Raw genomic sequence first — 13,178 nt, forward strand, 5'->3', positions numbered from 1 at the left:
GGTCCCGGGGGTGCGTCAAGCCGTTGCGCGTCACGTGGTGCGGCGGACTAGAAGGAGACGGCGTTCTGCACGGCCTTCTCGGCCTCCGTCAGCTTCTTCTTGGTGTCCTTGCTGACCTTGACGGCGTTCTTGCGGACGTCGTCCGCGAGGTGGCTCGCGCGCCACGCCAGGGACGGGTTGCCGGAGGTGTCCACGGCGGCGATCATCACGCCGCCCAGCAGGGACACGTTCTTCAGCAGGCCCGAGCGGCGGGCCTCCTTGCCCTCGGTGGTGCTCGCGTCCGCGGAGCGGTACTGGGCGTAGCCGTTGAGGGCGGTGGTGCCCAGCAGCACGGTGGAGGACAGTCGGGGCAGCTTGCTCACGGCCAGCAGGGACGCGGCGGCCACCTGGGCGGCGGCGAGACCCTGCGCCACCACGGCGCGGTTGGCGGTCACGGGGCGCAGCTGCGGTGCGGCGCTCTCCACGGCCTTCAGCACGGGGTCCAGCTGCCGGGCCGTGGTGGACGAGTTGCGGAACGCGTCCACACCTCCGGCGATGAAGCCGGTGGCGAGCAGCGGGCGGGCGAGACGACGAACAATGCTCATGGTTCTCCTCCTTAGGGTCCCGGCATCTCCGGGAAGGCACGAACGTCATCCTATCGGCCCGCGGCCGGGGCTCCCCCGGGAATACCCGCGCGAGCAGCGTGTGTTGTGCCGGATGAACGGAAGCACCACACGTGTGGTGAGGCAGAAGGCGTGCGGGAAGGCAGGTGACGGTCCAGAGATGACGGCCCCCGCCTTAGACTTGGGCGTGATGAACGATCAGCGAACTCACGAATCCCACGCCGTGGAGCACCCCGAAGAGGTGCCGGCCGGTGAGGAGTCCACCCAGCAGCGGCGCGAACGCTTCGAGCGCGACGCCATGCAGTACGTGGACCAGCTCTACGCGGCCGCGCTGCGGATGGCCCGCAACCCCTCCGACGCCGAGGACCTCGTGCAGGAGGCCTACACCAAGGCGTTCTCCGCGTTCCACCAGTACAAGCCCGGGACCAACCTCAAGGCCTGGCTGTACCGGATCCTCACCAACACGTACATCAACCTCTACCGCAAGCGGCAGCGTGAACCCCGCCAGGCGAACACGGACACCGTGGAGGACTGGCAGCTGCACCGGGCCGAGTCCCACACCTCCACGGGGCTGCGCTCCGCGGAGGTCGAGGCACTGGACCACCTCCCGGACTCGGACGTGAAGCGGGCGCTGCAGGAGCTGCCCGAGGAGTTCCGCCTGGCGGTCTACTTCTCGGACGTGGAGGGATTCGCGTACAAGGAGATCTCCGAGATCATGGACACGCCCATCGGCACCGTGATGTCCCGGCTGCACCGCGGCCGCAAGCTCCTGCGCGAGAAGCTGGGCGACTACGCCCAGGAACGAGGATTCGACACGTCCAAGGCCGGCAGGCCGGCCAAGGGCGGGGCACCGGCGAAGGATCGAGGCTGACACATGACGCAGAACCCCTGCAGCGGCGGCTGCACCGACGAACGCATCCAGCGCATCTACGAGTACCTGGACGGCGCGCTGACCACCGAGGACCTTGAGGAGATCCACGCCCACCTCACCGGGTGCTCCGAGTGCGAGCGCGAGTACAACCTGGAGTGCGTCATCCGCTCCGTGATGAAGCGCTCGTGCTGCGAGAGCGCCCCCGAGCAGCTCAAGCGCTCGATCCTGGAGCGCATCGACGCGCAGTGCGGCGAGCACCCCGCGGCCTGAGGACTCCGGACATGCAGAACGCCCGCAACCATGATGGTTGCGGGCGTTCCGTGGTTCGTGCGCAGAACTTCAGGAGTTGGGCCGCTTGCCGCGGTTTGCCGAGTTCTTGCGACGATCCTTGCGCTTACGTCCACGCTTGCTCATGATGTACCTCCTGTGGTGATTGGCTGGAACATCGTCCGTCAGTATCTCACATCTGCGGTGGTCCCAGAGCCACCAAGGTTCCCGGACCGTCCCTGCGGGGGAGCAGGGTGCCTGCCGGAACGGGAGGCCGGGACGAGTGCCGTTCTCGGAACCGGCGTCAGCGGGGCTCGGGCAACTGCAACCAGTTGTACCAGCCGCGGTGCAGCACGAGCCACGCGATGAGGCCGTAGCCCGCCTGGCCGGGGTTGCCGTGGTTGGCGGCCAGGTCCTTGCGCCACTGCTCGTGGTGCTGCAGCGGGTTGAAGGTGTCCACGTACACGTGGTTGCGGCGCGTGGTGACATCCCCGTACGCCGCGGAGAGGTCCGCGATCTTGCGGTTGCGCTGCGGGTCCAGCGTGGGCGGCGGGCCCACCACCAGCACCTTGACGTTGTTCTGGGTGGCCTGGTCCACGATGTTCGCCATGTTCAGCCGGGAACGCGCGGAGGTGATGCCCAGGTCGATGTCGAGGGCGGACGGCGCGATGACCAGACGGTTGTCGCACGCGGGATCGAAGCGGCGGACCGCCTCGTCGAACCAGCGCTCGTTGAGGGTCTCGCTGCCCTCTCCCGGCGCGGCGAGGTTGTAGGCGTCCACGGGGACCACGTCACGGGGGGTGCGGGCCAGGACGCGACCGAACCAGCCCAGGGCGCGGGGGTCGTCCACTCCGGCCAGCAGTTCGTCGCCCACGGCCACAATGCGGATCCTGCGTTGGTCCACTCTTCTCGACATCCTTCGGGTTGTTGCGTGGCCCGGGGGCCGTCAGGTGACGGCCCCCGGGCAGGTCGGGTCCGGCGTGCGGGGCCGGCGGGTGCGCTCACCGTGGGGGACGGTGGGACGCACCCGGTGCGGGATCACTCCCCGCGGTCGAACGCCTGCTGCACCAGGGTCTCCAACTCCGCGGCGTGGCGCTTGGCCGAGCCGTTGGCGGGGGAGGCGGAGGCCGGGCGCGACGCCAGGGTCACCGCTCGGTCCAGCTGCGGCACCAGGTTGACGGCCATGAACGGCCACGCACCCTGGTTGGCGGGCTCGTCCTGGGCCCAGATCACACGGGCCTGCGGGTAGCGCGCCAGCTGCTCCTTGATCTCGTCCGCGGGCAGCGGGTATAGCTGCTCCACGCGCACGATCGCGGTGGAGTGGTCGTCGGACTTCTTCCGCTGCGCCTCGAGGTCGTAGTACAGCCGACCGGACACCAGGATCACGTCCGTGACCTTGGAGTCGTCCAGGTTCGCGACGTCCGGGATCACCGGCTGGAACGTGCCCTGCGTGAAGTCCTCCACGGGGGAGGCCGCGGCCTTCAGGCGCAGCAGCTGCTTGGGCGTGGCAACGATCAGGGGCCGGCGCGGACGCGAGTACGCCTGGCGGCGCAGCATGTGGAAGTGGTTGGCCGGGGTGGAGGGCTGGGCCACGATCATGTTCTTCTCCGCGCACAGCGTCAGGAAACGCTCGATGCGTGCGGAGGAGTGGTCCGGGCCCTGGCCCTCGAAGCCGTGGGGGAGCAGCAGCACCAGGTTGGAGCGCTGACCCCACTTCTGCTCCGCGGAGGAGATGAACTCGTCCACGATGGTCTGTGCGCCGTTGGTGAAGTCACCGAACTGCGCCTCCCACACGGTCAGCGCCTCGGGACGCTCCACGGAGTAGCCGTACTCGAAGCCCAGCACGCCGTACTCGGAGAGCAGGGAGTTGTAGATCGAGAAGTGGGCCTGGTCCGCGGACAGGCTGTTCAGCGGCGTCCACTCCGCACCGTTCTCGGCGTCGAAGAACACCGCCTGGCGCTGGGTGAACGTGCCGCGGCGCACGTCCTGCCCGGACATCCGCACGGGCACACCGTCCATGAGGAGGGAGCCGAAGGCCATGAGCTCGCCCATGCCCCAGTCGATCCCGCCCTCGCGGGTCATGTCCCGGCGCTTCTCCGCGAGCTTCTTGAGCTTGCGGTGCATGGTGAAGCCCTCGGGCATCTCCACGTAGGAGTCGCCGATGCGCTGCGCGGTCTCCGGGGAGATCGCGGTGGTCTTTGGCACGGAGACGCCCGAGTCCGCCTGCTGCGCGGACGGGCGCTCGATGTTGGCGATGGCAGCGGCGTCCCCGGTGACCAGCGGGACCGTGGAGTTCTGGGCCTCGTGGGTCTCCGCGAACACGCGCTCCAGGCGCTCCTGGTAGTCCTTTAGTGCCCGGTCCGCCTCTTCCTGGGTGATGTCCCCGCGGCCCACGAGGTTCTCGGTGTAGACCTTGCGCGTGGAGCGCTTGCCGTCGATCAGGGAGTACATCAGCGGCTGGGTCATCGAGGGGTCGTCGCCCTCGTTGTGGCCGCGGCGGCGGTAGCAGACCAGGTCCACCACGACGTCGCGGTGGAAGCGCTGGCGGTACTCGAACGCGAGCTGCGCCACGCGGACCACGGCCTCGGGGTCGTCCGCGTTCACGTGGAAGATCGGGGCCTGCACCGTGCGGGCCACGTCCGTGGAGTACGTGGAGGTGCGTCCGGCGGAGGGAGCGGTGGTGAAGCCCACCTGGTTGTTGACCACCACGTGGATGGTCCCGCCCACGTTGTAGCCCTCCAGCCCGGACATCTGCATGACCTCGTACACGATGCCCTGACCGGCCATGGCGGCGTCGCCGTGGACCTGGATGGGCAGCACGGGGAACTCGCCGTTGCCCTCGGGGCCTGCGCCGAGCACGTCCGTCTTGGCGCGGGCGATGCCCTCGATGACGGGGTCCGCGGCCTCCAAGTGGGAGGGGTTTGCGGCCAGGTACACCTGGGTCTCGTTGCCGTTGTCGGAGGTGAACACGCCCTCGGTGCCCAGGTGGTACTTCACGTCGCCGGAGCCCTCGGAGGCGCGCGGGTCCTGGCTGCCCTCGAACTCGCGGAACACCTGGGCGTAGGACTTGCCCGCAATGTTGGTGAGCACGTTGAGACGGCCACGGTGGGCCATGGCGATGCCCACGCCGGCCAGCGAGGCGTCCGCGGCCTCGGACATGATCGCGTCCAGCAGCGGGATCAGGGACTCGCCGCCCTCCAGGGAGAAGCGCTTCTGTCCCACGTACTTGGTCTGCAGGAAGGTCTCGAAGGCCTCCGCCGCGTTCAGCCGCTCCAGGATGTGGAACTGCTCCTCGCGGGACGGCTTCTGGTAGTCGCGCTCCAGCTTGGACTGGAACCACTCGCGCTGCTCCGGATCCTGGATGTGCATGTACTCCACGCCCACGGTGCGGCAGTACGCGTCCCGCAGCCGTCCGAGGATCACGCGCAGGGTGAGCAGGCTCTGGCCACCGAAGCCGCCGGTGGGCCACTCCCGCTCGAGGTCCCACAGGGTCAGCCCGTAGGTGCGGATGTCCAGGTCCGGGTGCTTGCGCATCACGTACTCGAGCGGGTTGGTGTCCGCCATGAGGTGTCCGCGCACGCGGTAGGAGTGGATCAGCTGCTGGATCCGGGCGACCTTGTTGATCTGGATCTCGGGGTTGACCTGGTTGTCCACGGCCCAGCGCACGGGCTCGTAGGGGATCCGCAGCGCCTCGAAGATGTGGTCGTAGAAGTCGTCCCCGCCCAGCAGGTAGTGCTCCACGAGCTTCAGGAACTCGCCGGAGCCCGCACCCTGGATCACGCGGTGGTCGTAGGTGGACGTCAGGGTGATGACCTTGGAGACCGCGTTGTGAGCGATCGTGCGGGGAGAGGCGCCCTTGTACTCGGCGGGGTAGTCCAGGGCACCGACGCCGATGATGCAGGCCTGGCCCTTGGACAGCCGCGGCACGGAGTGCACGGTGCCGATCCCGCCCGGGTTGGTCAGGGAGACCGTAGTGCCGGAGTAGTCCTCCATGGTCAGGGCGCCGTTGCGGCCGCGCTTGACGATGTCCTCGTAGGAGGTCCAGAACTCCTGGAAGGACATGGTCTCGGCGGCCTTGATGCTGGGCACCACCAGGTTGCGCGAGCCGTCCTTGTTGGGGATGTCGATCGCGATGCCGAAGTTCACGTGGGCGGGGTGGATGGCCGCGGGCTTGCCGTCCGACTCGTCGTAGATGACGTTCATGGACGGGAAGTTGGCCAGCGCCCGGATGACGGCGTAGCCCACCAGGTGGGTGAAGGAGACCTTGCCACCCCGGTTGCGGGAGAGGTGGGAGTTGATGACCAGGCGGTTGTCGATCAGCAGCTTGGCCGGCACGGCGCGCACCGTGGTGGCCGTGGGGACGCTCAACGAGGCATCCATGTTGGCGGCCACGGCCTTGGCGGGACCGCGCAGCTTGACCACGGTGTCCTCCGCGGGCTTCTCCTTGGCCGGGCCGTCCTCCTTGCGGTCCTCAGGCTGCGCCCGGATGGGTCGCTTGGAGGCTGCTCCCTCGCTGCTGTCCGCTTCGGTGTCCACGCCCTCGGGCCGTCCTTTCGCCTTGGCGCCGGTCGCGGCGGGTGCCGGGGACTGCGCACGTTCTGTGGTCTGGGGAGTCTGCTTCCGGGCGGCCGGCTCCGAGGCGCGGGCCGGGGAGGCCTCGGGCTTCTTCGCGGCGGGAGCCGACGCGGCGGTGGTCGCGGAGGCCTTGCCGGCGGGAGCGGAGTTCGTGCCACCGGGGGCGGAGGCCTTGTCCTCGTCCGCCATCTGCTCGAAGATGGGCCACCACTTCTTGTCCACGGAGTTCTTGTCCGCCTGGTACTTCTCGAAGAGCTCGTCCACAAGCCATTCGTTGCCGGCAAATTCTTCGGGGATAAGGTGGTGCGGCTGGTCTGGCACGAGTGATACGCCTCTTCCATCTGTGCTGGGTGTCCCGGGTGGCGAGCTGGTCCTCGCGGCCCCTGTGCGGCTCCCACGGAGTTTACCGGCCGTGGGCGCCCTCGACGGGCTTCGCGCATGCAAAGCCGGATCCGGTTTTTCAGTCTAGTGAGGCGGCAGGACGCGTGCCACCCGTCGCACGGGCCCCTCGCCGTGCTCCGCGCACCGTGTTCCGGAGCCGACGCCGCCCGCGTGCGGGGCCACGACGACGCCGGCTGCGGGGAACGTCACCCAGGCGGACGCGGCCCAGGGCGACCGGGCGGCGTCGGGCCCGGAGCGTGACGGTGGACAGTAGACTGTGCGTCTGTGCGCTTCCTCACGAATCCCACCACGGACCTGACCTACAACGACGTCTTCCTGGTGCCCTCCATGTCCAGGGTCACGTCCCGCTTCGACGCGGACCTGTCCCCGCAGGACGGCACGGGCTCCACGATCCCGGTCGTGGCCGCGAACATGACGGCGGTGACCGGACGCCGGATGACTGAGACCATGGCCCGTCGGGGCGGGCTCGGCATCCTGCCGCAGGACATCCCGCTGGACGTGATCGCGGAGGTCACGTCCTGGGTCAAGGACCGTTCCCCGCGCTGGGACACCCCTGTGGTGCTGCGGCGCACGGACACGGTCCACGACGCGCTCGGGATCATCCACAAGCGCCCGCACGGACTGGTGGTCGTGGTGGACGAGCAGCGCCGGTACCTGGGCCTCGTGCTGGAATCCGACTGCCAGGACGTGGACCGCTTCACCCAGCTGGGCGATCTGGCCCGCAGCGACGGCCCGCAGTTCCAGGAGACCGAGTTCCCAGAGGACGCCGATCCCGCGGCGCTGCGTGCGCTCTACGAGAGCCTCGCCGACGCGCGGGTGAGCGCGGCTCCGGTGCTGCGGGGCACGGAGGTCGCCGGGATCATCACACGCCAGGGTCTCGTGCGCTCCACCATCTACACCCCCTCCGTGGACGCCCGGGGGCGGTTGCGCGTGGGTGCCGCCGTGGGCATCAACGGTGACGTGGGCGCCAAGGCCGCCCGGTTGCTCGAGGCCGGGGTGGACGTCCTCGTGGTGGACACCGCCCACGGCCACCAGCTCAAGGCCATGGAGGCCGTGGCCGCCGTGCGCGCCCTGGATCCCCAGGTGCCGGTGGTGGCCGGCAACGTGGTCACCGCCGACGGCGTGCGCGACCTCGTCTCGGCCGGCGCGGACATCGTCAAGGTCGGCGTGGGCCCGGGGGCCATGTGCACCACCCGCATGATGACGGCGGTGGGGCGTCCCCAGTTCTCAGCGGTTGTGGAGTGCGCGGAAGCCGCGCAGGACCTCGGTGCGCACATTTGGGCGGACGGCGGGGTCAAGCACCCGCGCGACGTCGCCCTCGCCCTGGCCGCGGGGGCGAGCCAGGTCATGGTGGGCTCGTGGTTCGCGGGCACCCACGAGGGGCCGGGGGAGATCACCGTGGACGCGGACGGCCGTGCCTACAAGGAGTCCTTCGGGATGGCCTCGGCCCGTGCCGTGAAGCACCGCACCCTGGGAGAGGACCGGTTCTCCCGGGCCCGCAAGGCGCTGTTCGAGGAGGGGATCTCCAACTCCACCATGTACCTGGACCCCCAGCGACCCGGGGTGGAGGACCTGCTGGACCACATCACCTCCGGGGTGCGCAGCTCCATGACCTACGCCGGGGCCACCACGCTGCGGCAGTTCGCGTCCCGCGCCGTGGTGGGCATCCAGTCCCAGTCGGGCTACGACGAGGGCAGGCCACGCTCCGAGTCCTGGTCCTGATCCGCCCGTTCTCATCACGCCGCTACATGAGAATGGTTCATGATATGCTCGCGCTCTGATTTGATGACATCCGTTCTCATCGGCACCCCAGGTGGTGCGGGGGGACGCCGAGCAGGGAGACGATGCGCGTGAGTGACCGCACCAACCGCCACGGAGCCAGGGCCGCAGCAGTCCTGGGGCTGCTGGGAGCGCTGGCCCTCACGGGCTGCTCGGGCGGATCGGCGCAGGAGGGCGGATCCGGATCGGAGGACTCCGGGAAGATCCGGGTGACCACCTCCACCAACGTCTACTCGGACCTCGCGGCCCAGGTGGGTGGCGACAAGGTGGAGGCCACGCCGGTGATCCACTCCTCAGCCCAGGACCCCCACTCCTACGAGGCCACGCCGCAGGACCGGCTGGCCGTGGAAAAAGCCGACCTCCTGGTGCGCAACGGCGGCGGGTACGACCAGTTCATGACCGATCTGGCGCCGGAGGGCGCGCGCGTGGTGGACGCCGTGGAGGTCTCGGGTCTGCAGTCCGAGCAGGACCGTGAGGCCGCCGAGGAGCACGACCACGACCACGGCTCGGGGGAGCACCACCACCACCACGGGGGATTCAACGAGCACGTGTGGTACGACCTGGAGACCATGACCGAGGTGGTCACGCAGATCGCCCGCCAGCTGGGGGAGGTGGATCCCTCCAGCGCGAGCTACTACACGGACAACGCCGCACGGGTGGGACAGGAGCTGACCGCCCTGGACGAGCGCCTCGGGGGTCTCGGGGCGAGCGGTGGCTACGTGGCCACGGAACCGGTCCCCGGCTACCTGCTGGAGGACGCGGGTCTGCACGACGACACCCCCGCGGAGTTCGCCGAGGCGATCGACGCCGAGACGGACGCGCCGCCGGCCGCCCTCAACGACACGCTGAAACTGGTCGCGGACGAGCACATTGCGCTGCTCGCGTTCAACCAGCAGACCTCCACGGGGCAGACGGAGCGTCTGCGCACCACCGCCCAGGAGGCGGGCACCCCCGTGGTGGAGTTCACCGAGACCGTGCCGGACGGCAGGACGTACCAGCAGTGGATGGCCGAGAACGTGGACCACGTGGCCGAAGCCGTGAAGAAGTAACCTGTGGCATCCGAGAGAACACGTGACGGCGCGGCAGGGCCCACCACGGCGGCGGGGCCCACCACGGCTGCGGGGCACAGCGTTCCCGGCTCCGCGGGCTCCACGGCGGGTGCTCCTGGCAACCAGTCGGAAAAACGGCACGACCCGGTGATCCGGCTGTGCGGCGCCGAGCTCTCCTTCGGGGAGCGCACCCTGTGGTCCGGTCTGGACCTGGACGTGCGCCCCGGGGAGTACCTGGCCGTGCTGGGTTCCAACGGCACGGGCAAGACGAGCCTGCTCAAGGTGCTCCTGGGGCTGCTGCCGCTCACGGCCGGGACGGTGAGCGTCAACGGTGTGCGTCCGCGGACGGCAGCCTCCCGCGTGGGATACGTCCCCCAGCAGCGCGGCTTCCCGGAGCGCACCCCGCTGCGGGCCCGCGACCTCGTGGCCCAGGGCGTGGACGGACACCGGTGGGGGATGCGTCTGCGTTCGCGGCGGGTGCACCGCAGGGTGGACGAGCTGCTCGAGCGGGTGGGCGCCACGGACTATGCGCAAGCCCCCGTGGGGCTGCTCTCCGGGGGCGAGCAGCAGCGGTTGCGGATCGCACAGGCGCTCGCGGCGGAGCCCACGGTCATGCTGTGCGACGAGGCGCTGCTCTCCCTGGACCTGCGCCACCAGCACGTGGTCAGCGAGCTGGTGCACGAGCAGCGTGAGCGCACCGGCTGCGCCGTGGTGTTCGTGACCCACGACGTGAACCCGATCATCGAGCACGTGGACCGGATCCTGTACCTGGCCAACGGCTCCTTCCGGATCGGCACGCCGGACGAGGTGCTGCGCTCGGACGTGCTCACCGAGCTCTACGGCAGCCCCATCGAGGTGCTGCGCGCCAACGGCCGGATCCTGGTGGCCGGCAGCCCGGACAGTGCCCACCACACCGACTCCCCGGAGGAGATCGTCCCGTGATCACGGAAGCCATCGACTGGAACTCCTTCCTGAGCTCCGTGTTCGTCTTCGAGGACTACGCCGAGCTGCTCTCTCTGCTGCGCAACTCGGTGTGGGCCGGGGCGGTGCTGGGGCTCGTGGGCGGGCTCGTGGGCACGTTCGTGATGATGCGGGACCTCGCGTTCGCCGTGCACGGCATCGCGGAGCTGTCCTTCGCCGGGGCCGCCGCCGCGCTGCTGATCGGAGCGGACGTGATCACGGGTTCGCTCGTGGGCTCGATCCTCGCCGCCCTGATCATGGGGTTCGCGGGGCTGCGCGCGCGGGAGGGCAACTCCTTCGTGGGGGTCCTGATGCCCTTCGGGCTGGGGCTGGGCATCCTGTTCCTGTCCCTCTACGAGGGCCGCTCGTCCAACAAGTTCTCGCTGCTGACCGGTCAGATCGTGTCGGTCTCCTCGGTGCAGCTGACCTCCATGGTGCTGCTCTCGGCGCTGGTGGTGATCACGCTCGTGGGTGTCTGGCGGCCCCTCACGTTCGCGAGCACGGACCCCCTGGTGGCCCAGGCCAAGGGCCTGCCGGTGCGGGGGCTCTCCATCGCGTTCATGGTGCTGCTGGGGATCACCGTGGCGCTGTCCGTGCAGATCGTGGGTTCGCTGCTGGTGCTCGCCCTGCTCATTACCCCGGCGGCCGCGGCCATGAACCTCACCGTGAGTCCCGTGCGCACGGTGGTGCTCTCGGTGCTCTTCGCGGAACTGGCCATGGTGGGCGGGATCCTGCTCGCGCTGGGCGGGAACATCCCCATCAGCCCGTACGTCACCACCATCTCGTTCGCCCTGTGGCTGGTCTCCCGCCTGGTGCGCGCCGTGCGCGAACGCTCGTCCTCCCACCGCCGGACGACGACGCCGCGCGGCCCGGTGGGCGCGGGGGCGCCGGTTTCCACGGCCACACCGGTCGCCGCGGACACGGCAGGCGCACTCGGGCAGGGCTCACCCGGAGCGGGCGCCGGCGCAGGGACGGGCCCGGCTCAGAACAGGATCTGAACGGCCGCGGGGAGTACCCGCAGGGTCACGGGCAGGGGGCCGAGCCGCTCGCCGTCGCCGAAAGCCATGTCCCCGCCCGGGGAATGCCCGGTGGCGTGCGCGCTCACGGCCACGCTCGCCGAGACCGCCGGTTCCACCGCCACCTCGGGCAGGGTCACGTGGCTGCCGAGCCACAACCGGGGCAGGGACACCACGAACTTCAGGGGCCCCACGTCCGAGACCATGAACAGCTCCGCGGTGCCGTCCCCGGCGTCTGCGGCGGGCACGATCGTGAGGCCCCCGCCGATCGAGGACGTGTTCGCGAGCGTGAGCAGCGTGAGGTCCCGGGCGGCGTTGTGCTCGCTGCCGTCCGGGGAGGTCCAGCTCAAGTGGTAGGGGCGGGCCCGCATGCTCACGAGGTCCACGGCAAGGGCGACGACGTACTTGGCAGATGCCCGCACGCGCGACCAGCGGTTGGCACGCGCGTTGACGCGGGCATCCAGGCCCAGGCACACGGCCGTGGCGCACACGTGACGGGTTCCGTCCGCACACTCCACCCGGAGCAGGTCCGTGCGGCGCGGCGCGGATTCCAGACCACGGAGCACGCGACCCGCGGCACGCTCCACGTCCTGGGAGGGCACACCGTGGTGGCGTGCGAGGTCGTTGCCGGAGCCCGCCGGCACCAGTCCGAAGGGCAGGTCCACGCCCTGCCGGTTCAGCGTGTCCAGGCACTGCAGCACCAGGTGGACCATCCCGTCCCCACCCACGGCCACGACGGCGGCAACAGCCTGGCTCTCCCGGCGCAGGGTGTCCGTGAGCAGCTCGGAGAGCCCTCTGGGCGTAGCCGATGCCAGAGGACGGGCTCGGTATCCGCCCGCCCGGAGGATGCCTGCGGCGCGCTCGCAGGCATCGCGGGACGCGCGGGAGGAGCCGTTGTGGACCAGCAGGATGTCGCGTGGGCCCGTGGTCACCGCGTGGGCCCCGAGGATCCTCGACCGGGGCGGGAGGTGCTCGGGGAGCTCGACGGGCGCTGCGCGGCCTCCGGGGAACCGCCACCGGGCAGCGTTGCGCCGCGGTCCTCGCTAACGGGGGTGTCCTCGGCCTCGAGCCGGGCGGTGCACTGCTCGCAGATTCCGGAGATCTCCACGGTGTGGTCCACGTCCGTGTAGCCGTGGCGCCGCGCCGTGTTCTCGGCCCAGGCCTCGATGTCCGGCGCCTCCAGCTCCACCGTGGCCCCGCACGAGCGGCACACCAGGTGGTGGTGGTGGTGCTGGGCCTCGCAGCGGCGGTAGATGGCCTCACCCTCCGCGGTGCGCAGCACGTCCACCTGGCCGAGCTCCGCCATGGACTGCAGGATCCGGTAGGTGGTGGCCAGGGACACGGACTCGCCCTGGTCCTGGAGCCGCCGGTGCAGATCCTGCGTGGAGATGAAGTCCTCCAGCCGGTGCAGTTCGGCGGTCACTGCCCGGCGCTGCTTGGTGTTGCGAACCTCCGCGGGTTCGGTGGTCTTGGTGCTCAACCCTGGCGTCCTTTCCGCGAGCGGTCGTCCGGGTCATCTTAACGCGCGGCACGGACATGCGCGGCGAGGCGGACCTCGGGCGGGTGGTCCCCGGTCCTCGACCACGGGCCCGGCTCGGGGAGCGGCCACCTGCACGGGTCAGGTGCGCCGGGGCCACCGTGGGCCGCGGAGACCCCC

At 70.1% G+C, this 13,178-nt stretch carries 11 protein-coding genes and 1 pseudogene; 6 read left to right on the top strand and 6 right to left on the bottom strand.

The window, feature by feature from the left end; genetic code table 11:
- Nucleotides 1–47: 47 nt before the first annotated feature.
- The gene (locus tag D9R02_RS00005; protein WP_019309387.1) at nt 48–584 is read right to left on the bottom strand and encodes a hypothetical protein; all 537 of its coding nucleotides are present in this window, start codon (nt 582–584) and stop codon (nt 48–50) included.
- Between the two features lie 208 nt (nt 585–792).
- Between D9R02_RS00005 and D9R02_RS00010 the strand changes: the two genes are divergently transcribed.
- Together D9R02_RS00010 and rsrA are read left to right on the top strand one after the other, a co-directional pair.
- Nucleotides 793–1,473, top strand: coding sequence for a sigma-70 family RNA polymerase sigma factor (locus tag D9R02_RS00010; RefSeq protein WP_019309386.1), 681 nt, complete (start codon nt 793–795; stop codon nt 1,471–1,473).
- 3 nt (nt 1,474–1,476) lie between these two features.
- The gene (gene rsrA, locus D9R02_RS00015; RefSeq protein WP_019309385.1) at nt 1,477–1,743 is read left to right on the top strand and encodes a mycothiol system anti-sigma-R factor; all 267 of its coding nucleotides are present in this window, start codon (nt 1,477–1,479) and stop codon (nt 1,741–1,743) included.
- A 69-nt stretch (nt 1,744–1,812) separates the two neighbouring features.
- Here rsrA and D9R02_RS12425 read toward each other — a convergent pair whose 3' ends face one another.
- The 3 genes from D9R02_RS12425 to D9R02_RS00025 form a co-directional block, all read right to left on the bottom strand.
- Complete coding sequence (locus D9R02_RS12425; protein WP_098054049.1) at nt 1,813–1,887, bottom strand: 50S ribosomal protein bL37; 75 nt, start codon at nt 1,885–1,887, stop codon at nt 1,813–1,815.
- A 157-nt stretch (nt 1,888–2,044) separates the two neighbouring features.
- Nucleotides 2,045–2,644, bottom strand: coding sequence for a GDSL-type esterase/lipase family protein (locus tag D9R02_RS00020; RefSeq protein WP_019309384.1), 600 nt, complete (start codon nt 2,642–2,644; stop codon nt 2,045–2,047).
- Nucleotides 2,645–2,778: 134 nt separating this feature from the next.
- Nucleotides 2,779–6,636: a multifunctional oxoglutarate decarboxylase/oxoglutarate dehydrogenase thiamine pyrophosphate-binding subunit/dihydrolipoyllysine-residue succinyltransferase subunit gene (locus D9R02_RS00025; RefSeq protein WP_039101964.1), complete on the bottom strand. Its 3,858-nt coding sequence runs from the start codon at nt 6,634–6,636 to the stop codon at nt 2,779–2,781.
- Between the two features lie 345 nt (nt 6,637–6,981).
- Here D9R02_RS00025 and D9R02_RS00030 point away from each other — a divergent pair, with 345 nt between their 5' ends.
- From D9R02_RS00030 to D9R02_RS00045, 4 genes are all read left to right on the top strand, one after another.
- Nucleotides 6,982–8,439 carry a GuaB1 family IMP dehydrogenase-related protein gene (locus tag D9R02_RS00030; protein WP_039101963.1) on the top strand — a complete coding sequence of 486 codons (1,458 nt, stop codon included), beginning with the start codon at nt 6,982–6,984 and terminating at the stop codon, nt 8,437–8,439.
- 122 nt (nt 8,440–8,561) lie between these two features.
- The gene (locus D9R02_RS00035) at nt 8,562–9,545 is read left to right on the top strand and encodes a metal ABC transporter solute-binding protein, Zn/Mn family (RefSeq protein ID WP_121566078.1); all 984 of its coding nucleotides are present in this window, start codon (nt 8,562–8,564) and stop codon (nt 9,543–9,545) included.
- 3 nt (nt 9,546–9,548) lie between these two features.
- Entirely contained in the window at nt 9,549–10,487 is a 939-nt protein-coding gene (locus tag D9R02_RS00040) for a metal ABC transporter ATP-binding protein (protein WP_121566079.1), read from the top strand.
- Nucleotides 10,488–10,498: 11 nt separating this feature from the next.
- The gene (locus tag D9R02_RS00045) at nt 10,499–11,503 is read left to right on the top strand and encodes a metal ABC transporter permease (RefSeq protein ID WP_246829151.1); all 1,005 of its coding nucleotides are present in this window, start codon (nt 10,499–10,501) and stop codon (nt 11,501–11,503) included.
- Here D9R02_RS00045 and D9R02_RS00050 read toward each other — a convergent pair.
- The gene (locus tag D9R02_RS00050) at nt 11,488–12,453 is read right to left on the bottom strand and encodes a diacylglycerol/lipid kinase family protein (RefSeq protein ID WP_039101962.1); all 966 of its coding nucleotides are present in this window, start codon (nt 12,451–12,453) and stop codon (nt 11,488–11,490) included. The genes D9R02_RS00045 and D9R02_RS00050 overlap by 16 nt on opposite strands.
- Nucleotides 12,454–12,593: 140 nt before the next feature.
- Nucleotides 12,594–13,001: pseudogene (locus tag D9R02_RS00055) on the bottom strand (Fur family transcriptional regulator); the annotation flags it as partial.
- Nucleotides 13,002–13,178: the final 177 nt, after the last annotated feature.

Origin of the sequence: Kocuria rhizophila (assembly GCF_003667225.1) — a bacterium.
GTDB classification, from domain to species: Bacteria; Actinomycetota; Actinomycetes; order Actinomycetales; family Micrococcaceae; genus Kocuria; species Kocuria rhizophila.

What these genes read in the sequence shown, in the direction of transcription:
- D9R02_RS00005 (WP_019309387.1), bottom strand. Translation starts at nt 584, where the DNA reads ATGAGCATTGTTCGTCGTCTCGCCCGCCCGCTGCTCGCCACCGGCTTC.
- D9R02_RS00010 (WP_019309386.1), top strand. Translation starts at nt 793, where the DNA reads ATGAACGATCAGCGAACTCACGAATCCCACGCCGTGGAGCACCCCGAA.
- D9R02_RS00035 (WP_121566078.1), top strand. Translation starts at nt 8,562, where the DNA reads ATGCGCGTGAGTGACCGCACCAACCGCCACGGAGCCAGGGCCGCAGCA.
- rsrA (WP_019309385.1), top strand. Translation starts at nt 1,477, where the DNA reads ATGACGCAGAACCCCTGCAGCGGCGGCTGCACCGACGAACGCATCCAG.